Here is a 22,706-nt window from a genome sequence, read left to right on the forward strand (position 1 = left end):
TTGGACAATGTGTCAAGCAAAGTAGGAAATTAAATGTCGCAGCAAACGGTCTATCATTTCGGCGGCGACGCGGCTCACGACGATCCGCGGCAGGGCGACAAGACCGTTACCGGGGGCAAGGGCGCGAACCTTGCCGAAATGGCGAGCATCGGGCTGCCGGTCCCTCCTGGCTTCACCATCACGACCGAGCAGTGCCTCGAATATCTCGCTGGCGACAAGACCTTCGACGATGATCTGAAAGCTTCGGTCGCAAAGGCAGTCGCGCATATCGAACGCGCGGTCGGCAAGGATTTCGGCGACGCGGCGGACCCGCTGCTCGTCTCGGTCCGGTCAGGCGCGGCGATTTCGATGCCCGGCATGATGGACACGGTGCTGAACCTTGGCCTCAATGACGAGACGGTCGAAGGCCTCGCGAAGACCAGCGAGGATGAACGGTTTGCCTGGGATTCCTATCGCCGGTTCATCCAGATGTATTCCGATGTCGTCCTGGGCGTCGATCACGGCCTGTTCGAGGAAGTCCTCGAAATCAGAAAGGAAGACAACGGCTATTACGCCGATACCGAGCTGTCCGCCGATGAATGGCGCGAGCTTGTGGGCGAGTTCAAGGCCATCGTCGAGCGCGAGCTGGGCGAACCGTTTCCGCAGGATGCGCAAGCCCAGCTATGGGGTGCAATCGGCGCGGTGTTCGACAGCTGGGATACCGAGCGCGCCAAGATTTACCGCCGCCTCAACGATATCCCGCACGACATGGGCACGGCGGTCAACGTGCAGGCGATGGTGTTCGGAAACATGGGCGACACCAGCGCGACTGGCGTCGCCTTTACCCGCGATCCGGCAACCGGTGTGCGCTCCTATTACGGTGAATACCTGATCAACGCGCAGGGCGAAGACGTGGTCGCCGGCATCCGCACTCCGCAATATCTGACCAAGGCAGCACGGGACGCAGCAGGAGCGAAACCGCTCAGCATGGAAGAGGCGATGCCCGAGGCCTACGGCGAGCTGGCCCGCGTGTTCGACCTGTTAGAGCGTCATTACAAGGACATGCAGGACATCGAGTTTACCGTGGAGCGCGGCAAGCTCTGGATGCTGCAAACCCGCTCGGGCAAGCGGACCGCGAAGGCTGCGCTCAAGATGGCAGTCGAGATGGTGAACGAAGGGCTGATCGATGAGCGCGAGGCGGTGCGCCGCGTCGATCCGATGGCGCTCGATCAGTTGCTGCACCCGACGCTCGATCCCGAAGCCAGGCGCGACGTGCTCACAACCGGATTGCCCGCATCGCCGGGCGCGGCGGCGGGCAAGATCGTTCTCGATGCCGACGCGGCCGAGCAATGGTCGCAGCGCGGTGACAAGGTGATCCTTGTCCGGGTCGAAACCAGCCCGGAGGACATTCACGGTATGCATGCGGCGCAGGGCATTCTGACCGCGCGTGGCGGCATGACGTCACATGCCGCAGTTGTCGCTCGCGGCATGGGCAGGCCCTGCGTATCAGGCGCAAGCGGCGTGACGATTGACCGCAAGACGCGGACGCTGCGGATCGGCGACAAGCAACTGAAAGAAGGCGATGAAATCACGCTCGACGGCGCAAACGGACAGGTGATGCTCGGCATCGTGCCGACCGTGAAGCCCGAGCTTGCAGGCGATTTCGGCACATTGATGGTGTGGGCGGACAAGCTGCGCCGGATGAAGGTGCGCACTAACGCAGAAACGCCCGACGATTGCCGGATGGCACGGCAGTTCGGGGCAGAGGGCATCGGGCTGTGCCGAACCGAGCACATGTTCTTCGATGCGGGCCGGATCAGCGCGGTGCGCCAGATGATCCTTGCCGAGGACGAGAAAGGCCGGCGCAAGGCGCTGGAGATGCTGCTGCCTGAACAGCGTGCCGATTTCACCGGGATTTTCGAGGTGATGACCGGGCTGCCTTGCACGATCCGCCTGCTCGATCCGCCGCTGCACGAATTCCTTCCCACGCAGGACGAGGATTTCGAAGAACTGGCCGATGCGACCGGTCTGGGCGTCGATCACTTGAAGCGCCGTGCGGGCGAGCTGCATGAATTCAACCCGATGCTCGGCCACCGCGGCTGCCGCCTCGGGATTACCTTCCCGGAAATCTACGAGATGCAGGCGCGCGCCATTTTCGAAGCCGTTTGCGCCGTGCAAAAATCGAGCGGCGAGGCACCGCTGCCCGAAATCATGATCCCGCTGGTCGCGACCAAGCGCGAGCTTGAATTGCTGCGCGCGCTGGTTGACCGCGTAGCCGAAGAAGTGTTCGCCGAGCAGGGCGAGCGGGTCGACTATCTCGTCGGCACGATGATCGAATTGCCCCGCGCTGCCCTAATGGCGGGTGAGATAGCGGATGAGGGCGAGTTTTTCAGCTTCGGCACGAATGACCTTACGCAAACGACGCTTGGCGTGTCACGGGATGACAGCGCGCGGTTCCTCGCACCCTATGTCGACAAGGGCATTTTTCCGCGCGATCCGTTCGTCAGCCTCGATATCGAAGGTGTCGGCCAACTGGTCGAGCTTGCTGCAGAGCGGGGCAGGGCAACCCGGCCGGATATCAAGCTGGGCATTTGCGGGGAGCATGGCGGTGATCCGGCGAGCATCGCGTTCTGCGAGAAGGTCGGGCTCGATTACGTCAGCGCCTCGCCTTACCGGGTGCCGATCGCGCGGCTTGCGGCGGCGCAGGCTGCTTTGAAGGCATAAGGCGCGGGTCTAGCGCCACCCCGTCAGCGTGAGGATTTCGAAAGTCTCGGTGACCTTGCCGTCGTCCTCTCGCAAAGCATCGAACGCTGCGCGCGCCCTGTCCCATCCGGAGCGGGTGATCGGCGGGGCGGGGCTGGCAAGCGAGCTGGTCAGGCCGTGATCGCGGAGGTCCGAGATCAGGCGGTCTATCGAGGAGAAGCGGACACGGATCGGATAGCTGTCGACCACTTGCCGGGAAAACCCGGCGCGTTCGAGCAAGGCGGTCCCGGCACGGTTGTCGATTTGTGGATGGACACGCGCAGCGGGCCGCTCACCATCGGCGGCGAGCGCAAGCTGGCGGAGGACGGGAACGCTCCCGGCTCCGGGAAAGGCGGCCATGAACAGCCCGCCCTCGGTCAGTGAATTGCGGGCATGGATCAGCGCTCCGGGAAGGTCATTGACCATGCCGAGGCCAAGCAGGTGAACGATGAGGTCATGCGCCTCGAACGGGGCGGGCCGCTCCTCGTCGAACTCACCGAGCGAAGCGGCGGACAGCGAATCTGCCCGATCCTGGAGCGAGGCCGAGAGCGAACCGGTCACATCGCCGATTACGAGAGGAAGTTTCGCGGCGGACCGCATGAAATCGAGCCGGTCGGAGATGTCCTCCGCCATCGCGTCGGCAAGGTAGGTCGCGGCATCGGAACGCCGCTGGCGAGAGCGGGCGCGGCGCCATTTGGAATTGGCCTTTGCGCGGTCGAAAATCGTTGGAGGGGCGCTGTTCATTGCTCACGCGCACTGCCGCGCTTGCCTACACAGTGCAAGCCGTGCGAGGTCGAAGTCATGAAGGTCGCAGCACAAATCGCAGACGGGCTTAGCCCTGTGGTGGACCTCGTCTATCCACCGCGCTGTCCGCTTTGCGGCGATGCGATTGCCATTCAGGGCGGATTGTGCGCTGAATGCTGGAGCGACCTCGAAGTCCCCGGTGAGCCTGCCTGCGCGGCATGCAACCGTACCGCTTGGAAACGAATCAGGCAGCCGCACGGAACAATGCTTTGTCTGCAAAGCAGATCCGCCGCGCCATTCGGGAGTGCATGCGGCGACGCTCTATAATGACGCGTCGAGAAAGCTCATTCTCGCTTTCAAGCATGGCGGCAAGGTCTCGCTTGCCGGCTTGCTCGCGCGGCTGATGGCTGCGCGTTTGCCCGCAACGGATGGCGATGCCCCGCTACTGGTGCCGGTTCCGCTGCATCGCTGGCGGCTGTGGCATCGCGGTTTCAATCAGGCAGCCCTGCTCGCAAGCGAGCTTGAACGAATGGGCAAGGGCGAGTTGCTTGTCGACGCTCTCACTAGACGCAAGCGCACGCCAAGTCTTGGTGGTCTGGGCCGCGACTCGCGAGAGAAGGCGCTCGCCGGTGCTATATCGATCTCGCACATCTCGCGCGCGCCGGATTTCCGGGCGCGAGGTGATCCTTGTCGATGACGTTCTTACGAGCGGCGCAACCAGCGACGCATGCATAAATGCGCTGCTCGATGCGGGAGCCAGATCGGTTGCGGTTGCGTGCTTTGCCCGTGTGGTGGATGGCTCGGGAATGGGCGGGATTTCGGAAAAAAGGGCCCTGAAAACATAACGCCCGAGGCCATGAAGACCTCGGGCGCCACGTGACGAAAAAGTGCGGAACCGCTCTAAAGAGCTCAGATGGCCACCCCCTAACTTGGCCATCAGGATCCAATCCCTCATCGTTCAATCGGACCAATCCAACACCCCGCTGTTGGGCCTTGATCCGACCACCCCCTGAACCTGGCGCATGATGCACCGTGTGTTCGGTGGAGAGCCTTTAACAGCTCGTGGGAGCTTTGTTCCATTCGAGAGCCGGAATCGAAAGATGAAACCTTTGTGACATCCAATTTTGCACCCCATCTGTTGTCATAGTGCAACAAATCGTCGCAGCTGATGACCTGTTGGACGTCAATGCGTATCGATAAGAGACGAAAAGAGGAGTCGTGGACCGTGAACGCATCGTCAATTTCGAAAGAGGAACGCGAATCCGGAGCGCGGTTTTCTCCAAGATTCGATCCCAACGGGCTGCTGACAGCCGTCGTCGTCGATGCGGCTTCGAATGAAGTGCTGGTCGTGGCTTTCATGAATGACGAGGCGTTGGCTCGGACGCGTGAGAGCGGAAAGGTCCACTTCTGGTCGCGGTCCCGCGACGAATTGTGGCTTAAGGGCGAAACCTCGGGTAATTTCCTGCTGGTGGAAGAGATGCGGATCGATTGCGACCAGGATGCCCTCGTGATCCTGGCGGCTCCGCGAGGGCCGACTTGCCATACTGGTGCATCATCCTGTTTCTACAGGAAGCTCGATCCGAAAGCGGACGATGAGACCGCGCTTTCCCCGATCTCCCGTTAAGGTCAGGGCTTGACGTTCACGTAAAGGGAAGGTAGACGGTCACTCATGGCTACCGCACCCGCAAACGAAAACGCACGCACCTCCGCCGGTTCGGAACAGCGCCGCAACGGCGCGCATCTCGACCGGCCCGACAAGCATGAGCGTGAGCAATTCTCGATCTCCGACCTGACGTCGGAATTCGGCTGCACCGCTCGCGCGCTTCGGTTCTACGAAGACGAAGGACTGATCAGTCCGGCGCGCGTCGGCCTGACCCGCGTCTATTCGAAGCGTGACCGCGCGCGGCTCGCATGGATCATGCGGGCGAAGAATGTCGGCTTCAGCCTGACCGAGATCCGCGAGATGATCGACCTCTACGATCTCGACGATGGCCGCGTTGAACAGCGCCGCGTCACGGTCGAGAAATGCAAGGCTCATATCGCCAAGTTGAAAGCGCAGCGCGCCGATATCGATTCTTCGATCAAGGAATTGACCGAATTCGTAACCGACATTCAGAACCTCGATCTCGGCTGAAGCCGGGCTCGAAATCTCAAAACAACAAACGACCATCAAGGGGATCACTCGATGCCAACCTATACCGCTCCGACCCGCGACACGCGTTTCATCGTCAATGAAATGCTCGACCTTGCCAGCTATGGAAACCTGCCGGGTTTCGAAAATGCGACGCCTGACATGATCGACACGGTCGTCAACGAAGCGGGCAAATTCTGTGCGGAGGTTCTAGCCCCGCTCAATCAGGTTGGCGACGTGCAGGGCTGCACGCATCACGCGGATGGTTCGGTGACCACGCCCGATGGCTTCAAGGAAGCCTACGATGCCTATGTCGAAAGCGGTTGGGGTACGTTGGCCAAGCCGGAAGAGTTTGGCGGGCAGGGCCTGCCACACGTTCTGGGCTTTGTAGTCGAAGAGTTCACCGGCACCGCCAACCAGGCGTTTGCGATGTATCCGGGCCTGACCAATGGCGCGACCGCAGCGATTGAGGCTGCCGGTTCGCAGGAGCAGAAAGACACCTACCTTCCCAAGATGATCTCCGGTGAATGGTCGGGAACGATGAACCTGACCGAGCCGCATTGCGGCACAGATCTCGGCATGATCCGCACCAAGGCGGAACCGCAGGCCGATGGTTCATACAAGATCACGGGCACGAAGATTTTCATCTCCGCCGGTGAGCACGACCTTACCAGCAACATCATCCACCTCGTGCTGGCCAAGACACCGGGAGCGCCCGACAGCTCGAAGGGTATCTCGCTCTTCATCGTGCCGAAATTCCTGCTCGACGAAAACGGTGAGCCGGGTGAGCGCAACGGCGTATCGTGCGGCTCCATCGAGAAGAAGATGGGCATCCACGGCAACTCGACCTGTGTCCTCAACTATGATGAGGCCACCGGCTTCATGGTGGGCGAAGAGAACCGCGGGCTCGCCGCGATGTTCGTCATGATGAACGCGGCTCGCCTCGGTGTCGGTCTTCAGGGGCTGGCCCAGGCCGAAGTCGCTTACCAGAACGCCGTGACCTACGCGCTCGATCGCCGTCAGGGCCGCGCGCTGACCGGTCCGGCCGATCCGGAAGCGAAGGCCGATCCGATCTTCGTCCACCCGGACGTTCGCCGGATGCTGATGGACGCCAAGGTGTTCAACGAAGGTATGCGTGCGCTGTGCCTGTGGGGTGCTCTGCAGGTCGACCTGACGCACAAGGCGCAGACCGAAGAAGAGCGCGAAACTGCAGACGAGCTGATCGGGCTGATGACCCCGGTCATCAAGGGCTACGGCACCGACAAGGGCTATGACATCGCGAACAACATGCAACAGGTCTATGGCGGGCACGGCTACGTCAAGGAATGGGGCATGGAGCAGTTCGTGCGCGATAGCCGGATCGCCATGATCTACGAAGGTACCAACGGTGTGCAGGCAATGGACCTTTGCGGTCGCAAGCTTGCTTCCAAAGGTGGCAAGGCGATCCAGGCATTCTTTGCCATGCTCGATGATGAAATTGCTTCGGCCAAGAAAACGAGCCGAACTGAAGGACATCGCCGAGAAGCTTGAAAAGGCACTTGGTGAGCAGAAGGCTGCGACCATGTGGTTCATGCAGAACGCGATGCAGAACCCGAACCACCTCGGCGCAGGCGCACACCACTACATGCACATCATGGGCATCGTGACGCTCGGCTTTTTCTGGCTGAAGATGGCCAGGGTTGCGCTGGACAAGCTGGCGGGTGAGCCCGAGGACAAGGCTTTCTACGAAGCCAAGCTGACCTCGGCCGCATATTACGCCGAACGCTTCCTGCCAGACGCAGGCGCATTGCGCCGCAAGCTCGAAGCGGGCAGCGAGAACATGATGAAGCTGACGGAAGACGCATTCGCGACCGCAGCCTGATCCGACACGATATCGTCACTGTGAGAAGCCCGGTGGGTGGGGACCTGCCGGGCTTCTTCATGCGCTGCTGTCAGATTTCACCCCGTTCCGCTTTGGCATAAACATCTTCCCAGTCGGCGAGGTTGCTCTTGGCCTCTTGTACGAATTGGCTGCGGCGGACATATTCCATCAGGCCTGCGGCAATCCACGATCCGGGTGCGCTAAGAGGCCTTTCGACCTGACAGAGAAGAATGATCCGAGTCTCGTCGGTTTCGTTCCTGACCTCATGCTCATAAGTGTCGTCGAATATCAGCCAGCGGCCTTCGCGCCATGTGAGGCGCTGGTCTGCCACGCGCATCCAGCATTTGTCGCGCTCCCTGGGGACCACGAGACCGAGGTGCGCCGTGATAAATGCCTTGGTGACGCCGCGATGCGGGATGATATCGGCGCCTGGCGCAAGGATGGAAAAGAAGGCGGAATTCAGACCGGGAATTTGACTGACGAGTTCAGTTGTCCGCGGAGCGCGGGCGATGTTTTCCTCTTGCCGGTGTCCATAGCCCACGAGGAAGAAGCTGCGCCATAGATTGGTTTCGACGATCCGGCGGTGGTCCGGCGAGATCTCGCGTAGCGGTGGGATGGCGTCGCGGTGCCTGTAGATCGCCAAAGCTTCCGCGCGGATATCACTCGAATGTTGCTCGAGGTTTCTTGTCCATTCAAAATCAGCCGGATTAAGGACCGGATCGTTCGAGATCCGCGAGCTCTTGGCAATCAGGCTATTTACGTTGTGACGCCGCTTCTTCAGAAATCGGTAATGCAGCGGGCGGCCCGGATTGTTCGAGAGCAATCCAAAGCCATTCGACCATCCCATCGTAACCTCCGCCCAGACAATCAGCGACCCTGAACGACGTTCTCGAACCTTTTGGCACACCGGCCAACAGACCGGGTGCAATCGGATAAAGTCGCCTAGGCGACCAATCTATTTCTGCGAACCTACCATAATATCGGTTCGAGAGCGCATCTACTCCACAGGCAGGAAATCCGGGACCGACAGATACCGCTCGCCCGTGTCGTAATTAAAGCCCATCACGCGCGTCCCGGCGGCGAGGTCAGGTAGTTTTTTGGCGATCGCAGCGAGGGTTGCGCCTGAAGAAATTCCGATCAGCATTCCCTCTTCGCGCGCGGCGCGGCGGGCCATTTCCTTTGCATCGTCCGGGTCGACTGTGATCGCTCCGTCGATGGCGTCGGTGTGGAGGTTATCCGGGATGAAGCCAGCGCCGATGCCCTGAATCGGATGCGGGCCCGGCTGACCGCCATTGATGACCGGCGAACCCTCTGGCTCGACACCGTAGGCCTTGAAGCCGCTCCAGTGCTTCTTGAGCTCCTCGGCGCAGCCTGTCAGGTGGCCGCCGGTTCCGACGCCGGTGATCATCACGTCGATAGGGTTGTCGGCAAAGTCTGCCAGGATTTCTTGCGCTGTCGTGCGCATGTGCACAGCGACATTGGCGGGATTTTCAAACTGGCTCGGCATCCAGGCGCCGTCCGTCTTCTCGACGATTTCGCTTGCCCGCTGGATTGCGCCTTTCATGCCTTTTTCCTTCGGCGTGAGGTCGAATGTCGCACCGTATGAAAGCATCAACCGGCGGCGTTCAATCGACATGCTTTCGGGCATGACCAGCACCAGCTTGTAGCCTTTCACTGCGGCGACCATCGCCAACCCGATGCCGGTGTTGCCGCTGGTCGGTTCGACGATCGTGCCGCCTGCCTTGAGTTTTCCTGACCCTTCGGCGTCCTCGACCATGGCTAGCGCGATCCGGTCCTTGATCGATCCGCCGGGATTGGCACGCTCGGACTTCAGCCAGACTTCGTGATCGGGAAACATTCGCGAGAGGCGGATGTGAGGGGTGTTGCCGATCGTTTCGAGAATGCTGTGAGCTTTCATGTCAGGCCTCCTGGGGATTGGTTTTTTCTGGTTTCTGATCGTCTTCTAACAAATTGTCCGGCGGATCGAAGGTCTTTGTGGTCCGCAGCACCGGGAATACCCGGCTCCATAGCCCCACGGTCACAATCGCACCGATCCCTCCTGCAACAACAGCGGCAACCGGGCCGATCAGGAAGGCGAGCGCGCCAGAGAAGAAATCGCCGCCCTCGTTCGAGGCACTGATGGTGAGCAGGCTTACCGACGAAACGCGTCCGCGCTTGTCGTCCGGCGTGTGAAGCTGGATCAGTGACTGACGGATATACACGCTGAACATGTCCGCTGCGCCTACGATAAGCAGCATTGCGAGGCTGAGCGGCATGGATTTCGAGAGCCCGAACACAATGGTCGCCACGCCGAATATCGCGACCGCCCAAAGCATCTTCGGCCCGACATTGCTTTTGATCGGGCGAAAGGAGAACCACAAGGCGGTGAGCGCGGCTCCGATTGCGGGGGCCATCGCGAGCTGGCTGAGGCCAGTCTCACCAACCTCGAGGATATCGCGGGCATAAACCGGAAACAGCGCGGTTGCCCCGGCGAGAAACACCGCAAACAAATCGAGCGTGATTGCGCCGAGCACCATCTTGTTGCGCACGACATACCGCATCCCGTCGACGATCGCGCCGATGGGACGCTGGTCCTTGCGTACCGCAGGCTGCGGCACCTTTCCGATCAGGGTGAGAGCGACCATCGAAACGGCGAAAAGAACGGTCGCGACGGCATAGGGAAGGGCGGGCTCTATCGAATAGAGATAGCCGCCCAGCGCGGGTCCTCCGATCATTCCCACTTGCCAGGAAATCGAGGACAGTGCGATGGCGGTGGGCAGGATCGGCTTGGGCACGAGGTTGGGCGCAAGCGCGGACAGGGCAGGGCCTGCAAATCCGCGTGCCACGCCCAGCAGAACGGCAATGCCGGACAGGATCGGAATGGAGATAGAACCGGTCCATGTCGCCCAGCAGAGAACGGCTGCGCAGACGAGTTGCAGGAACACGGTCAGACGGCCTAGCGAGCGCCGGTCGAAACGGTCAGCCGCAAGTCCGGAAAACGGGGTGAGCACGAACAGCGGAAGGAATTGCAGCAGACCGATCAGGGCAAGCTGTCCAGACGCCTCGGCAATGGTCATGCCTGCGTCGCGCGCAATGTTGTAGGTCTGCCAACCGATGATGAGCAGCATGGCATATTGTGCCAGCGTCATCGCCAACCGGCTCAGCCAATAATAGCGGAAGTTATGGATCCGGAACGGATGTGTCGAAGGATCAGTGCTGGGTTCGGTCACACACGCGCCATGACAGGTGGCGCGATGCCTGCCAAGCCAGCTAAACTATCTCCGCACAAGACCCCGCTTTACCGGGCGAAGTGGGTCAGCGATTGCGCCGCAGACGCGGGTTGGGCTGCAAGGTGTCAATGATGGCCACGAAATCGTCGAGACGAATGATCCGCTCGAACTGGAAACCGGCGCGGTTGTCGCGGGTCCAGATGACATAGGCTTCGATCCGGTCGACGATAGGCAGGCGGATGATCACGCGGTCGCCGCGCTCCAGCTTTTCCGCATCATCGACCATGAAGCCGTGAGCCGAAATATTACTGACGTGCAGGTTCAGATCGCCGTGGGCGAAATGCTCCACGATCACCGGGAAATCGACCGGGTGACGCGCCGCGCGGCGCATATCGGTGACGCTTAAATTTGCTCCCGCTGACACGATTGCACGACCTCCATTATTATCGACTTTCACCCTAGTGCACCGCAAAGGCTGATAATTGGTAAATTGCCGCATAATGGCAGGCTACGGTTGCCGCTAAAGCGTGACGATCCCGTGCTTTTTCTTGCCCAGGCTGAGCTTGAGAGCATCGCCTTCAGCAGGCGCGATCAGGTATCCAGGATCGCTGATCGTCTCACCGTCCAGCTTTACAGCGCCTTCGGCCAGCTTGCGCTTGGCCTCACCATTGGACGCTGTGAAGCCCAGCTCGGTCAGCACTGCGCCAACGCGCATTCCATCAACGCCCACCGCCAATGTCGGCAAATCTTCGCCCGCACCGCCGCCTGCGAAGGTTTCGTGCGCCGTCGCTTCGGCAGCTCTGGCGGCATCTTCGCCGCGAACCAGCTTCGTAACTTCATTGGCGAGGACGACCTTGGCGTCGTTGATCCCTGCGCCTTCAAGCGCTTCGAGGCGGGCAATCTCGCCTAGCGGCAGGTCGGTAAACAGGCGCAGGAACCGGCCCACATCGCGATCATCGCAATTGCGCCAATACTGCCAGAAATCGTATGCGGGCAGCTGGTTTTCGTTGAGCCACACCGCACCTGCCGCGGTCTTGCCCATTTTCGCGCCGTCAGCGGTGGTGAGCAGCGGCGTGGTCAGGCCGAACAGCTCGTGACCTTCCATCCGCCGGCCCAGTTCCATCCCGTTGACGATATTGCCCCATTGGTCGCTGCCGCCCATTTGCAGGCGGCAATCATAGCGGCGCGCAAGCTCAAGAAAATCATAGGCTTGCAGGATCATGTAATTGAATTCGAGGAATGTCAGCGGCTGCTCACGGTCGAGGCGCAGACGAACCGAGTCGAAGGTCAGCATCCGGTTTATCGTGAAGTGCGGCCCGACATCGCGCAGCAGCTCGACATAACCAAGCTCCGAAAGCCATTCGTCATTGTTGACCATCACCGCATCGGTCGGCCCGTCGCCGAATTTCAGCAGCTTTTCGAAAACGCTGCGGATCGATGCGATGTTGTCGTCGATCACCTCGGATGTCAGCAGCTTGCGGCTTTCGTCCTTGCCCGACGGATCGCCGACCTTCGTCGTCCCGCCGCCCATCACGACAATCGGCTTGTGCCCGGATTGTTGAAGCCGGCGCAGCATCATGATCTGGACGAGGCTGCCGACATGCAGGCTCGGCGCGGTCGCATCGAACCCGATATATCCCGGCACGACCTGTTTCGCCGCGAGCTGGTCAAGCGCGCCGGGATCAGTCACCTGGTGAATATAACCCCGCTCATCGAGCAGGCGCAGCAGATCGGATTCGTAATTCTCGCTCATGGGAGAAGGCGCTTAACAGCGGGGAAGGGGCGGGGGAAGTGCTTGCCCGCGCGCAGCCGCTCCGCAATAGGGAGGCGATGAACGCTCTCATGCTCCACCAGACCTGCGATCTTGGCCCGATACGGGCAGTGACCGCTTCGATCACTCCGACCGAAGCGGGATGCGAGGCTGAATTCCGGCTCGAAGGGCGCGCAGATGCCATTGTCCTTCCACGGCCTGCCGAACCGGAGCGGATGGACGATCTGTGGAAGACCACGTGCTTCGAGATTTTCTGGCAACCGATCGGCGGCGCCTCCTACCGCGAATTCAATCTTTCGCCTTCAGGCAAGTGGGCCGCGTACGATTTCGACAGTTTCCGCGAAGGAATGCGCGATGCGCCGGTGGCTGCAATCAGCCTCGCGTGTTCGCACGATGAGCGCGGACTGGTTCTGAAGGCAAGCATTGCCGCCGAATTGCCCGATCCCGCGCAGGTCGCGCTCAATGCCATCGTCGAGCACGAGGGCGGCGATCTGCAATTCTGGGCACTCGCCTTTCCGCCGGGCAAGCCGGAATTTCACTCCGAGGCCTGCCGCCAGATGATTGTTGAACGCGCTTAGGTAGGGCCTTTGCTAGGCGGTGGCTTTGCCAAAGGGCGAATTGAGCTGCACGATCTTCCAGTTGAGCACCATCGCGAAGCTGACCCACGCTAGATACGGCGCGTTCAGCCAGCCAGCCAGCTGCGAATATTGCGGCAGGATCACGCAGAGCGACAGCACCGAAAGCCACAGAAACACGTTTTCGAACAACGCCCAGTCGGGCCGCTTGATCTTGAAGAACAGCGGCGACCACGCGAGATGCAGAACGAAGTTCGCGGCGAACAGAGCAAGCACGATATTTCGGTCGGCAATCGTCGGTGCATTGACCCAGCCAAGGTAAAAGCTCCAACCGGACAAACCGAGGATCAGCGTCCACGCCGGGCCAAACGCCCAATCGGGCGGCTGCCAGCTTGGTTTGTTGAGACCCCGATACCATTCGCCGATTTCGGTCAGCGCGCCGCCAGCGCCGCCAAGGATGACTGCCCAAAGGCCTGCGATAATTGCGGGGGTCCATTCCATGATGCGCAGCCATAGTCGCATACCGATGCAAACACCATTGCGTTTGATTGGCGGGTGTTCCAACCACCGCGCATGAAGTTTGGAATCGACCGCCTGCTCGCCGACCCGCAATTGCTCTCGGAACTGGAGGGTAAGCGCGTCGCTCTCGTCGCGCATCCTGCCAGCGTGACCGAGGACCTGACCCACAGTCTCGATGCGCTGATCGCAGCCGGGGTCAACGTCACCAGCGCGTTTGGCCCGCAGCATGGGCTGAAGGGGGACAAACAAGACAATATGGTCGAGACGGTACGACGAAACCGATCCACATTACGGCATCCCCATTTTCTCGCTTTATGGGCAAGTGCGCCGTCCGACCGGACAGATGATGTCGAGCGCCGAAGTGTTCCTGTTCGACCTCCAGGACCTCGGATGCCGGATCTATACCTTTGTCACGACACTGCTCTATCTGCTTGAAGAGGCAGCGAAACACGGCAAGCAGATCTGGGTGCTCGACCGGCCCAATCCAGCGGGCCGGCCTGTCGAAGGGACAATGCTGGTGCCGGGTAATGAGAGCTTCGTCGGCGCGGCCCCCATGCCGATGCGCCACGGCCTGACGCTGGGAGAGATGGGGCACTGGTTCATCGATCATTTCGATCTCGACGTCGATTACCGCGTGGTCGCGATGGAGGGGTGGGAACCCGAAAGTCCCGGATATGGCTGGCCGGAGGACCGGGTCTGGATCAATCCCTCTCCCAATGCTGCAAGCGTGAACATGGCGCGCGCCTATGCCGGTACCGTAATGATCGAGGGCGCGACGGTGAGCGAGGGCAGGGGGACGACCCGCCCGCTCGAAGTGCTGTTCGGCGCTCCCGATATCGATGCAAAGGCTGTGCTGGCCGAAATGCGCTCAATTGCGCCCGAATGGCTCAATGGCTGCGCGCTGCGCGATTGCTGGTTCGAACCGACCTTTCACAAGCACACAGGAACCCTGTGTAACGCCCTGATGATTCACGCAGAAGGTCCGCATTACGATCACGATGCCTTCAAGCCGTGGCGTTTGCAGGCTCTCGCATTCAAGGCGATCCGTAGCCTATATCCGGGCTACCCAATCTGGCGCGGCACCGACTTCAAATACGAATATACCGACGATGTCCTCGCCATCGACGTTATCAATGGCGGGCCGTCCTTGCGTGAGTGGGTCGACAATCCGGACGCTGGGCCGGACGATCTCGATGCGCTCGCATCGAACGACGAAGCTGCATGGATCGCGCAGGTCCGCGGGCATCTGCTCTATTGATCGGGCTTGCGCGCAGGCTGGACGAGTTCGACCAGCACGAAGCTGATCAGCATCAGAAGATACCAGCTGCCATATTTGGCGATGCTCACCATCTCCCAGCCCGCCTCCTGTCCCGGATAGTTCCAGGCATTGGCGAAGGTCGCGATATTCTCTGCGAACCAGATGAACAATGCGACAAGGCCGAAGCCGACGAGCAGCGGCATCCAGCGATGCGCGCGCCAATTGCGGAAATGCACTTTCGTTCGCCAGAAGAGCAGGGCGGTGACGGCAAACAGGCCCCAGCGGATGTCCACCGTCCAGTGATGCGCGAAGAAGTTCACGTAGACAGCGACCGCTAGCAGCCATGTCGCCCAGCGCGCCGGGTAGTGGCTGAAGCGGAAATCGAATATGCGCCAGACCCGCGCGATGTAGCTGCCTACGGCGGCATACATGAAGCCCGAGAACAGCGGCACGGCCCCGATATGCAGCACGCTGGCCTCGGGATAGGTCCATGATCCCACGGCGGTCTTGAACAGCTCCATGACAGTGCCGACGACGTGGAAGATCAGGATCACGCGCGCCTCTGCCCAAGTTTCCAATTTTAGCAGGATCATGCCGACCTGAATGCCGATCGCGGCCAGCGTTAGAAAATCGTAACGGTGAAGCGGCGCGTCTTCCGGGTAGAACAAGTGGGTGGCCAGCAGAAGGATGAGCAGCAGCCCGCCGAAGAGGCAGGCCCAGGCTTGCTTGAAACCGAACAGAAAGAATTCGTACAGCCACAGCCGCCAACCGGTGCCGGGGTCGAACGCTTCAAGGCGCTCGCGGTAACGCTGAAAGCGTGAATGGCCGGAATTCGGACGGTGCAAAAGTACGGCGCGGTGCTTGAGGCCCTATTCGGCCTGATCGCCGGTTGTCGCCGGTATTATGGCAATCGGACCTTCCGGGCGCGCGGGGAGCGGGCGAATGTCGCTTGAATTACCCATCATTACCATGACTGAGCAGCCGTCCTGCCTGCGGTCCACGGCATAGATTGCAAGCGGCTTGTCAGGATACGCCGGTTGGCGCTGCATCAATGGCGGGAGACCGACTGCCTCGCGGGCATGGGTGATCCGGTCGCGGCAGGTTTCTTCCCGCAGGTCTTGCAGTCGGTCACTCTGATTGCCGTTCAGAACACCATGCGTTGCAGCCGCCTCGATGTCCTTCCATTTTTCGGCGGGCTCAGAATAGGCGGAATGGTCCAGCGGAAGCTCTCGCATGCCCGGATCGTCGGCAGCGATGAGCGTGAGTGCTGCAAGGGGAAGGATCACAATTCGCATTCACTGTCTCCTTGTCTCCGTTCATAGCACCCGGCTCTGAACCCAGCCTGTCTTCTCAGTGCCCCTGCTTCCGGCTGAGCTCGCGCGTTGCCTCTTCAAGGCCTTCAAGTGTCAGCGGATACATGCGGTCGCCGACCAGTTCCTTCATCATCTTGGTCGACTGCGAATAGCCCCACTGTTTTTCCGGAACCGGGTTCAGCCAGACGGTCGCTGGATACGTGTTGGTCACACGCTGCATCCAAACCGCGCCGGCTTCTTCGTTCATGTGTTCGACGCTGCCGCCCGGATGGGTAATTTCGTACGGGCTCATCGCCGCATCGCCGACGAAGATCACCTTGTAATCGTGCCCATACTTGTGGAGCACGTCCCACACTTTCGTGCGTTCCTGCCAGCGACGCTTGTTATCCTTCCAAACGCCTTCGTAAAGACAGTTGTGGAAATAGAAGAACTCAAGGTTCTTGAACTCCGCGTTGGCCGCGCTGAACAGCTCCTCGCACAGCTTGATGAACGGATCCATCGAACCGCCTACGTCGAGAAATAGAAGCAATTTCACAGCATTGTGCCGCTCTGGTCGCATATGGATGTCGAGCCAGCCCTGCTTGGCCGTGCCCTCGATCGTGGCGTCGAGGTCAAGCTCGTCCGCAGCGCCTTCGCGGGCGAAACGACGCAGGCGGCGCAGCGCCATTTTGATATTGCGCGCGCCAAGCTCTTTCGTATTGTCGAGGTTCTTGAACTCGCGCTTTTCCCAGACCTTGACCGCGCGCTTGTGCTTGCTTTCGCCGCCAATCCGTACACCCTCGGGATTGTAACCTGAATTGCCGAAGGGCGACGTCCCGCCGGTGCCGATCCACTTGTTGCCGCCTTCGTGGCGCTTTTCCTGTTCGGCCAGACGCTCTTTCAGGGTCTCCATGATCTCGTCCCAGCTGCCGAGTTTCTCGATCTCGGCCATTTCCTCTTCGGAGAGGAACTTCTCGGCGACGTTCTTGAGCCAGTCTTCGGGAATATCTACCGGGTTCTGCCCGTAATCGGTCATCACGCCCTTGAAGACCTTTTGGAACACCTGGTCGAAACGGTCGAGCAGTCCTTCGTCCTTAACGAATGTCGCACGGCTCAGGTAATAGAACGCCTCTGGCGTCTGTTCGATCACGTCCTTGTCTAGCGCCTCCAGCAGCGTGAGGTGCTCCTTGAAGCTTGCGCCGATTCCAGCTTCGCGCAATTCGTCCATGAAGTTGAAAAACATGAATGTGGACCTAGCTCGCAATCACGCGAGATGCCAGCCCAAGAAAGCGGCGGTGGCTTAAGAACATGTTCACCGTGCTGCCATAGCTTTCCCCCAATCGAAAGAGCGGGTTGCTGACACATGCAGGAAATCTCCATCGCTACCGACGGAGCGAAGGCTCTTGAGGAAATTCCCGATAGCTGCGGGAAGGTTGCGCTCGCGTGCTCCGCTGCCGCTGGAATCGTTGAAAGCGTCAGCCATTCGTCCAAGGAACTGAGGGACAAGCACGCCGATCTCGCGCAGACAGTTCAGGAGCTTGAAAAAGACCAGAAAAAGGTTTCAGACGCCAGCGACGAGGCGCGGCTTTTGTCGGAGCGCGCAATCACGCAATTGAGCGAGGGCACGGCTCTCATCGAATCCTCATTGGGCCAAATCAATTCGCTGCTCGAATTGGTCGATGCTCTGGGCCAGCACGTCACCGGCTTTTCAGCAGCGATGGAGCAAGTGCGCCGGAGCGCGAATGACATCAGCGATATTGCGGAAACGACCAACATTCTCGCGCTGAATGCCACAATCGAGGCGATGCGCGCGGGCGATGCGGGCAGGACCTTCGCAGTAGTGGCGGGCGAGGTCAAAGGGCTTGCCAACGACACGAGAAACGCGACGAAGGAGATCGCCGAAACGGTCGAAGCGCTCGATGAAGAAGCCAGCATGGTCATCGAGCCGGATCGAGGAAGGTTCGCATGCAAGCGGCGAAGCCAAAGAGTCCGTGGCCAAGATCGAAAGCACGATCGGGAATGTCGGTAAGCTGGTGGAGCAAGTCGACCAGCAGAACGACCAGATTGCACGATCGACATTCATGATCAGCGATCACGTCGATTCCGTGCGCGGCGCGCTGGAGGGCTTCAACGAAGCGAGCCGGCAAAACGAGACCAAGCTGGACGACGTGCAAGGACGCATGATGGATCTGGAACTCACGGCGAGCATCATGTTCGACCGTCTCGTTCACTCTGGCCTTTCGCCCGACGATCAACGGATGGCTCAGACAGCAATGACCCACCGAGATGAGGCGGTAGACGCGGTAAAGGCTGCGCTCGAAGGAGGAGCGCTGACCACAGACCACTTCTTCGACACAGATTACGAAGAAATACCGGGTAGCAATCCCGTTCGCTATCGAAACAAGCTGACCGATTGGGCGGACCTTAACTGGCGCCCGGCCCTTGACCGGATCATGGCTTCCGATCCGCTGATCACGGGTGTTGCGTTTACCGACGTCAATGGCTTTTTGCCGACGCACCTTACCATACGCTCGCAGACGCCCACCGGCGAGTTCGAGCATGACGCTGCATATTGCCGGAATGGCCAGATCATCCTTGGCACCGCTGCTCGCCCGGCAAAGCAATCCGATGCGGATTACACGATGTCAGTCTACCGCCGGACCGACGACGGTTCGGACGAGGTGGTCATGCGCAAGGTCTACGTTCCGCTTACGGTGGATGGGAGGCGCTGGGGCGATTTCGAATTGGCATATGTGTCGGACTAACCTTCGTTTTCCGCCCAACCGATTGAAAAACCTTCCGACCTTTACACTTTGCAAAGCATCATTTTTTACTAATGCCCGCAGAACAAGAACATAAGGGTTCGCGCCAGATGAAAACCAACAAAATCGAGCAGGCGACAGCTAGCGCCCTCGATCAAATTCCTGAAAGTTGCGGTGCTGTCACTGTAGGTTGCACCGATGTCGCAGGCATCGTCGAAGCGGTCATAAAATCGTCGGAAACGCTTCGCTCCGAACACGAAGCGCTGCGCGGTACGGTTGAAGCACTTGAATTGGATCAGGAGAAGGTCGCCCAAGCCAGCGAGGAAGCCCGTTTGTTGTCCGAACGCGCGATCGAGCGCCTGGGTGAAGGGACGGCGCTTATCCAGTCCTCGCTCGGCCAGATCAACGAGCTGCTCGACCTGGTCGATACGCTCGGTCAGCATGTGACCAGTTTCTCCGCCGCAATGGAGCAGGTGCGCCGTAGCGCGCAGGACATCGACGACATTGCCGAGACCACCAACATTCTCGCGCTGAACGCCACAATCGAGGCGATGCGGGCAGGCGATGCGGGCCGGACATTCGCGGTTGTTGCAAGCGAAGTGAAGAGTCTTGCGAATGACACGCGCAAGGCGACCGAGGAAATCTCGCAAACCGTCGAAGCGCTTGGCGGCGAAGCGAGCGAAGTCATCGAACGGATCGAGGCCGGCTCGAAGGCGAGCAGCGAGGCCAAAGCCTCCGTCGCGCAGATCGAAAAAACCATCTCGAGCGTCGGTGAACTGGTCGGGGAAGTCGACAAGCAGAACGATGTCATCGCGCGCTCGACCGGTACGATCAGCAACCATGTTGGTGCAGTCCAGGACGTGCTTGTCAAATTCGACCAGGCGGCGCGGACCAATGAGGACCAGCTCCAGGGCGCTCATGGCCGTATGGAGGATCTGGAACTGACCGCGAGCGAGATGTTCGACCGCATCGTCCAGGCAGGCCTGTCACCGCAGGACAGCGTCATGGTCGAAAAGGCGCAGGCTATTGCAGCGAGCATCGTTCAGCACACCGAGAACGCAATAGAGAACGGCACGCTGACCGAAGCGGCCGTGTTCGATACCGATTATCAGGAAATCGCCGGGACAAACCCGCAATTATATCGCACGCAGCTGTTCGAGTGGGCCGACGACAACTGGCAGCAATTCCTGGACGAAACCGAAGCAAGCGACCCAATGATCATCGCGGTCGCCTGCACCGATATCAACGGCTATCTACCCACCCACCTGAGCGCGAAATCCCGCGCGCCAACGGGCGATGTCGCTCACGATACCGAATATTGCCGCAATGGCCGCATCCTGCTTGAGCCGATCGATCACAAGGCCAAGAACAGCGGGGCGCCGTACATGATGGCAGTCTATCGGCAGGAAGGTGATGGCACGACTTACCGTGTCGTGCGTAACGTCTACATCCCTGTTACCATCAATGGCCGCCGCTGGGGCGATTTCGAACTGGCGTATAGCTTAGACTGATCAGGTAGGATTGCGGCGGGCCATGAAAGCGAGCCGTTCGAACAGCATCACGTCCTGCTCGTTCTTGAGCAGTGCGCCGTGCATCGGCGGGATCGCGCTATTCGGGTTGGCATCCTGAAGCACTTCGAGCGGCATGTCCTCGTTCAGCAGCAGCTTTAGCCAATCGAGCAATTCGCTGGTCGACGGCTTCTTCTTCAGGCCGGGCACATCGCGCAGCTCGTAGAAGATATCCATCGCCTTTTTCACGAGCGTCTTCTGGATCCCCGGATAGTGCACATCGATGATCGACTGCATCGTGTCCCGGTCCGGAAACTTGATGTAGTGGAAGAAGCAGCGGCGCAGGAATGCGTCAGGAAGCTCTTTTTCATTGTTCGACGTAATGACGACGATAGGGCGTTCCTTCGCTTCGATCCGCTCCTGCGTTTCGTAAACGTCGAAGCTCATCCGGTCGAGTTCCTGCAGCAGGTCGTTCGGAAACTCGATATCGGCCTTGTCGATCTCGTCGATCAGCAGGACGGGAAGCTCTTTCGAAGTAAACGCCTCCCAAAGCTTACCCTTCTTGATGTAGTTGCGAATGTCGTGGACACGCTCTTCTCCAAGCTGGCCGTCGCGAAGTCGCGCAACCGCGTCATATTCATAAAGACCCTGCTGGGCCTTCGTCGTTGATTTGACGTTCCATTCGATCAGAGGAGCATTGATGGCCTTTGAAATCTCGTGCGCAAGCACGGTCTTGCCGGTCCCCGGCTCACCTTTGACCAAAAGGGGACGGCGTAGGGTGACGGCGGCGTTCACCGCTACCTTGAGATCGTCGGTCGCGATGTAATCGCTTGTACCCTCGAAACGCTGCTGGTCGGTCATGGTGTCCCTTCGATTGGTCCGTATTCGAAACTGAATTGCTGCGCCGCGATAAGGGGCTGCGCAGCGGCGCGCAAGAGGCGCGCGCGATCAGCTAGCGGTTTCGAGAGGGCGGCCTAGCGCGGAAGCGCAAGGATTCGCTGGGCCATCGGGAACAACATCGACATTTCAACTTTCGCATCCGGATTGTTCCAGCCCACGCTCGCAATCCAGTACGCGCCGTCCTTGTCGCGCAGCAGCCATGTGAGGTTGAGCACCCCAGGTTCCGACCCGCCCTTGAAACCGATGTAATCCCATGCCTCTGCCTGCGACCCGGTGAGCTGCGGAGAGACAGCCATCACTTTGCGCGCTGACGGGTCGTCCAGTGAAGCAAGCCTGCCGAGCAATCCCGACAGATCATTCGGCGAGGCAAACCACTCGACATCGATCGCACCGGGAGTTTCCGTTCCGAATGTAGCCTGCACCTTCTCCTTGGAGACATCGTCCTCGGTGAGATCTGCCAGAAACGCACGCTGCTCCGCATCATCGGCTGAGCGATAGGTTTCGATCATCTCATCCGAGACGCCGCGGATCGCGAACAGCTCGCGGGTCTTTAGCAGGGGGATCGTCCTCGATGGATCGCTATTGCCGCTTGCTATCAGTTCCGCTTCGACCTTCTCGCGGCCCAGCTCGGCAATCAATTGGTCGGTCGCGGTGTTGTCGCTGATCGAAATCATCATGGTTGCGAGCGTTTGAAGCGTAATCGGTGCGCCGCTGGGCCAGTCCTGCAATCTGCCGCTGGGAAAGGATTTTTCAGTCAGCGAAACAACCTGATCCCATGAGCGCGTTCCCTCACTTACGGATTGGGCAAGAGCTGAAAGGACATAGAGCTTGAACGTCGATCCCAGCGCCAGCGCATCATCGGCATTGTGAGCGAAGACCGGAGAACCCGTGCCACCGGGTCCAAGACGTGCGAACAATGCATTGGTCGCTCCGGGTAAAGCTTCGAGTTCTGCGCGGATTGCTTCCGGGCTGTCATTGACCGGTTCGAAGCTCTGGAACAGCAGTTCCGCAATCCGGTTGCCGTCGGCCTGATCGATGGCGATACCTCCGGAGGCAATCGCTCGTTCCATCCTGATCTTGAGCTCGCTGCGCGCGCCATCTCGCGGAGTTACGCTTTCCACGCTCAGCGCCGCGCCGAACTGTCCGGTGAGCTGCTGAGAGATATTCTTGAGCTGCTCGGTCGGTACCGCCGCAAGAAAGGTGTCGGTGAACACTTCACCCGGTTGTTCGTCAAGCTGGCCATTGAGAAGCTGCACGATCTGACCCGCGCGCATTTCAATTGCGGTTTGCTCCAGCGGTGCATCGGTTTGCGAGGGAGCATCATCCTGCGCCATTGCGGGCGTAAGCGGGGCGAGTGCCAGAACGGCGAGGACGGCAAACAGCCGAGCGGGTTTCCTCATCAAATTTCCTCCATCCATTGTTTGAAACTAACGT

Annotated in this window: 22 protein-coding genes and 2 pseudogenes; 12 read left to right on the top strand and 12 right to left on the bottom strand. The window is 59.9% G+C overall.

The genetic code is table 11. The features are described 5' to 3' along the window. Positions 1–33 precede the first annotated feature (33 nt). Positions 34–2,703: a pyruvate, phosphate dikinase gene (gene ppdK / locus AC0L39_RS08755; protein WP_473257184.1), complete on the top strand. Its 2,670-nt coding sequence runs from the start codon at positions 34–36 to the stop codon at positions 2,701–2,703. Positions 2,704–2,712: 9 nt separating this feature from the next. Here ppdK and AC0L39_RS08760 read toward each other — a convergent pair whose 3' ends face one another. Beyond that, entirely contained in the window at positions 2,713–3,465 is a 753-nt protein-coding gene (locus tag AC0L39_RS08760; RefSeq protein WP_473257186.1) for a class I SAM-dependent methyltransferase, read from the bottom strand. A gap of 57 nt (positions 3,466–3,522) precedes the next feature. Here AC0L39_RS08760 and AC0L39_RS08765 point away from each other — a divergent pair, with 57 nt between their 5' ends. From AC0L39_RS08765 to AC0L39_RS08790, 6 genes and pseudogenes are all read left to right on the top strand, one after another. Continuing rightward, entirely contained in the window at positions 3,523–3,792 is a 270-nt protein-coding gene (locus AC0L39_RS08765) for a double zinc ribbon domain-containing protein (protein ID WP_473257188.1), read from the top strand. Then, on the top strand, positions 3,770–4,162 hold the full coding sequence (locus AC0L39_RS08770; RefSeq protein WP_473257190.1) for a ComF family protein: 393 nt from the start codon (positions 3,770–3,772) through the stop codon (positions 4,160–4,162). Before AC0L39_RS08765 ends, AC0L39_RS08770 begins: the two co-directional genes overlap by 23 nt. Further along, complete coding sequence (locus tag AC0L39_RS08775) at positions 4,146–4,310, top strand: ComF family protein (RefSeq protein WP_473257191.1); 165 nt, start codon at positions 4,146–4,148, stop codon at positions 4,308–4,310. The genes AC0L39_RS08770 and AC0L39_RS08775 overlap by 17 nt, the downstream gene beginning before the upstream one ends. 341 nt (positions 4,311–4,651) lie before the next feature. After that, entirely contained in the window at positions 4,652–5,089 is a 438-nt protein-coding gene (gene hisI, locus AC0L39_RS08780; RefSeq protein ID WP_473257193.1) for a phosphoribosyl-AMP cyclohydrolase, read from the top strand. Between the two features lie 45 nt (positions 5,090–5,134). Continuing rightward, on the top strand, positions 5,135–5,599 hold the full coding sequence (locus AC0L39_RS08785) for a MerR family transcriptional regulator (RefSeq protein WP_473257195.1): 465 nt from the start codon (positions 5,135–5,137) through the stop codon (positions 5,597–5,599). A 51-nt stretch (positions 5,600–5,650) separates the two neighbouring features. Continuing rightward, positions 5,651–7,457, top strand: a pseudogene (locus tag AC0L39_RS08790) (acyl-CoA dehydrogenase C-terminal domain-containing protein). Positions 7,458–7,527: 70 nt separating this feature from the next. Here AC0L39_RS08790 and AC0L39_RS08795 read toward each other — a convergent pair. From AC0L39_RS08795 to tyrS, 5 genes are all read right to left on the bottom strand, one after another. Next, on the bottom strand, positions 7,528–8,304 hold the full coding sequence (locus tag AC0L39_RS08795; protein ID WP_473257196.1) for an aspartyl/asparaginyl beta-hydroxylase domain-containing protein: 777 nt from the start codon (positions 8,302–8,304) through the stop codon (positions 7,528–7,530). 150 nt (positions 8,305–8,454) lie between these two features. Beyond that, positions 8,455–9,375: a cysteine synthase A gene (gene cysK, locus AC0L39_RS08800; protein WP_473257198.1), complete on the bottom strand. Its 921-nt coding sequence runs from the start codon at positions 9,373–9,375 to the stop codon at positions 8,455–8,457. Between the two features lies 1 nt (position 9,376). Beyond that, positions 9,377–10,606 carry an MFS transporter gene (locus AC0L39_RS08805; RefSeq protein WP_473262331.1) on the bottom strand — a complete coding sequence of 410 codons (1,230 nt, stop codon included), beginning with the start codon at positions 10,604–10,606 and terminating at the stop codon, positions 9,377–9,379. A gap of 166 nt (positions 10,607–10,772) precedes the next feature. Continuing rightward, the gene (locus AC0L39_RS08810) at positions 10,773–11,111 is read right to left on the bottom strand and encodes a PilZ domain-containing protein (RefSeq protein ID WP_473257200.1); all 339 of its coding nucleotides are present in this window, start codon (positions 11,109–11,111) and stop codon (positions 10,773–10,775) included. Positions 11,112–11,207: 96 nt separating this feature from the next. After that, positions 11,208–12,440, bottom strand: a complete 1,233-nt coding sequence (gene tyrS, locus AC0L39_RS08815; protein WP_473257201.1) for a tyrosine--tRNA ligase — start codon at positions 12,438–12,440, stop codon at positions 11,208–11,210. A gap of 77 nt (positions 12,441–12,517) precedes the next feature. Between tyrS and AC0L39_RS08820 the strand changes: the two genes are divergently transcribed. Further along, positions 12,518–13,036, top strand: a complete 519-nt coding sequence (locus AC0L39_RS08820; RefSeq protein WP_473257203.1) for a DOMON domain-containing protein — start codon at positions 12,518–12,520, stop codon at positions 13,034–13,036. A 12-nt stretch (positions 13,037–13,048) separates the two neighbouring features. Here AC0L39_RS08820 and AC0L39_RS08825 read toward each other — a convergent pair whose 3' ends face one another. Beyond that, entirely contained in the window at positions 13,049–13,690 is a 642-nt protein-coding gene (locus tag AC0L39_RS08825) for a TspO/MBR family protein (RefSeq protein WP_473257205.1), read from the bottom strand. Between AC0L39_RS08825 and AC0L39_RS08830 the strand changes: the two are divergent. Beyond that, a pseudogene (locus AC0L39_RS08830) lies at positions 13,607–14,810 on the top strand (exo-beta-N-acetylmuramidase NamZ family protein). The gene AC0L39_RS08825 and the pseudogene AC0L39_RS08830 overlap by 84 nt on opposite strands. Here AC0L39_RS08830 and AC0L39_RS08835 read toward each other — a convergent pair. Genes AC0L39_RS08835 through AC0L39_RS08845 form a run of 3 tightly spaced genes read right to left on the bottom strand, consistent with a single transcriptional unit; the run spans position 14,804 to position 17,345 of the window. After that, positions 14,804–15,655, bottom strand: a complete 852-nt coding sequence (locus tag AC0L39_RS08835; RefSeq protein ID WP_473257207.1) for a DUF817 domain-containing protein — start codon at positions 15,653–15,655, stop codon at positions 14,804–14,806. The pseudogene AC0L39_RS08830 and the gene AC0L39_RS08835 sit on opposite strands and share 7 nt — an antisense overlap. 24 nt (positions 15,656–15,679) lie before the next feature. After that, complete coding sequence (locus AC0L39_RS08840; protein WP_473257209.1) at positions 15,680–16,105, bottom strand: hypothetical protein; 426 nt, start codon at positions 16,103–16,105, stop codon at positions 15,680–15,682. A 55-nt stretch (positions 16,106–16,160) separates the two neighbouring features. Further along, a complete protein-coding gene (locus tag AC0L39_RS08845; RefSeq protein WP_473257210.1) occupies positions 16,161–17,345 on the bottom strand; it encodes a vWA domain-containing protein in 1,185 nt (394 codons plus the stop codon). Positions 17,346–17,465: 120 nt separating this feature from the next. On the opposite strand from AC0L39_RS08845, the gene AC0L39_RS08850 reads away from it, so the two are divergent. The 3 genes from AC0L39_RS08850 (at position 17,466) to AC0L39_RS08860 (ending at position 20,375) form a co-directional block, all read left to right on the top strand. Then, on the top strand, positions 17,466–18,131 hold the full coding sequence (locus tag AC0L39_RS08850; RefSeq protein WP_473257211.1) for a methyl-accepting chemotaxis protein: 666 nt from the start codon (positions 17,466–17,468) through the stop codon (positions 18,129–18,131). After that, complete coding sequence (locus tag AC0L39_RS08855; protein WP_473257212.1) at positions 18,094–18,867, top strand: hypothetical protein; 774 nt, start codon at positions 18,094–18,096, stop codon at positions 18,865–18,867. Before AC0L39_RS08850 ends, AC0L39_RS08855 begins: the two co-directional genes overlap by 38 nt. Before the next feature lie 107 nt (positions 18,868–18,974). Further along, positions 18,975–20,375 (top strand): methyl-accepting chemotaxis protein, encoded by a 1,401-nt coding sequence (locus AC0L39_RS08860; protein ID WP_473257214.1) that lies wholly within the window; start codon positions 18,975–18,977, stop codon positions 20,373–20,375. Here the strand turns inward: AC0L39_RS08860 and AC0L39_RS08865 are convergent, their stop codons facing one another. Together AC0L39_RS08865 and AC0L39_RS08870 are read right to left on the bottom strand one after the other, a co-directional pair. Then, positions 20,376–21,233, bottom strand: a complete 858-nt coding sequence (locus AC0L39_RS08865; RefSeq protein ID WP_473257215.1) for an AAA family ATPase — start codon at positions 21,231–21,233, stop codon at positions 20,376–20,378. It abuts the gene before it with no gap. 113 nt (positions 21,234–21,346) lie between these two features. Next, positions 21,347–22,672: a serine hydrolase gene (locus AC0L39_RS08870; protein WP_473257216.1), complete on the bottom strand. Its 1,326-nt coding sequence runs from the start codon at positions 22,670–22,672 to the stop codon at positions 21,347–21,349. Positions 22,673–22,706: the final 34 nt, after the last annotated feature.

The organism is Erythrobacter sp. K21-9, from assembly GCF_055808355.1.

What these genes read in the sequence shown, in the direction of transcription:
- ppdK (WP_473257184.1), top strand. Translation starts at nt 34, where the DNA reads ATGTCGCAGCAAACGGTCTATCATTTCGGCGGCGACGCGGCTCACGAC.
- AC0L39_RS08760 (WP_473257186.1), bottom strand. Translation starts at nt 3,465, where the DNA reads ATGAACAGCGCCCCTCCAACGATTTTCGACCGCGCAAAGGCCAATTCC.
- AC0L39_RS08765 (WP_473257188.1), top strand. Translation starts at nt 3,523, where the DNA reads ATGAAGGTCGCAGCACAAATCGCAGACGGGCTTAGCCCTGTGGTGGAC.
- hisI (WP_473257193.1), top strand. Translation starts at nt 4,652, where the DNA reads ATGCGTATCGATAAGAGACGAAAAGAGGAGTCGTGGACCGTGAACGCA.
- AC0L39_RS08785 (WP_473257195.1), top strand. Translation starts at nt 5,135, where the DNA reads ATGGCTACCGCACCCGCAAACGAAAACGCACGCACCTCCGCCGGTTCG.
- AC0L39_RS08795 (WP_473257196.1), bottom strand. Translation starts at nt 8,304, where the DNA reads ATGGGATGGTCGAATGGCTTTGGATTGCTCTCGAACAATCCGGGCCGC.
- cysK (WP_473257198.1), bottom strand. Translation starts at nt 9,375, where the DNA reads ATGAAAGCTCACAGCATTCTCGAAACGATCGGCAACACCCCTCACATC.
- AC0L39_RS08805 (WP_473262331.1), bottom strand. Translation starts at nt 10,606, where the DNA reads ATGACGCTGGCACAATATGCCATGCTGCTCATCATCGGTTGGCAGACC.
- tyrS (WP_473257201.1), bottom strand. Translation starts at nt 12,440, where the DNA reads ATGAGCGAGAATTACGAATCCGATCTGCTGCGCCTGCTCGATGAGCGG.
- AC0L39_RS08820 (WP_473257203.1), top strand. Translation starts at nt 12,518, where the DNA reads ATGAACGCTCTCATGCTCCACCAGACCTGCGATCTTGGCCCGATACGG.
- AC0L39_RS08825 (WP_473257205.1), bottom strand. Translation starts at nt 13,690, where the DNA reads ATGCGCGACGAGAGCGACGCGCTTACCCTCCAGTTCCGAGAGCAATTG.
- AC0L39_RS08840 (WP_473257209.1), bottom strand. Translation starts at nt 16,105, where the DNA reads ATGCGAATTGTGATCCTTCCCCTTGCAGCACTCACGCTCATCGCTGCC.
- AC0L39_RS08845 (WP_473257210.1), bottom strand. Translation starts at nt 17,345, where the DNA reads ATGTTTTTCAACTTCATGGACGAATTGCGCGAAGCTGGAATCGGCGCA.
- AC0L39_RS08850 (WP_473257211.1), top strand. Translation starts at nt 17,466, where the DNA reads ATGCAGGAAATCTCCATCGCTACCGACGGAGCGAAGGCTCTTGAGGAA.
- AC0L39_RS08860 (WP_473257214.1), top strand. Translation starts at nt 18,975, where the DNA reads ATGAAAACCAACAAAATCGAGCAGGCGACAGCTAGCGCCCTCGATCAA.
- AC0L39_RS08865 (WP_473257215.1), bottom strand. Translation starts at nt 21,233, where the DNA reads ATGACCGACCAGCAGCGTTTCGAGGGTACAAGCGATTACATCGCGACC.
- AC0L39_RS08870 (WP_473257216.1), bottom strand. Translation starts at nt 22,672, where the DNA reads ATGAGGAAACCCGCTCGGCTGTTTGCCGTCCTCGCCGTTCTGGCACTC.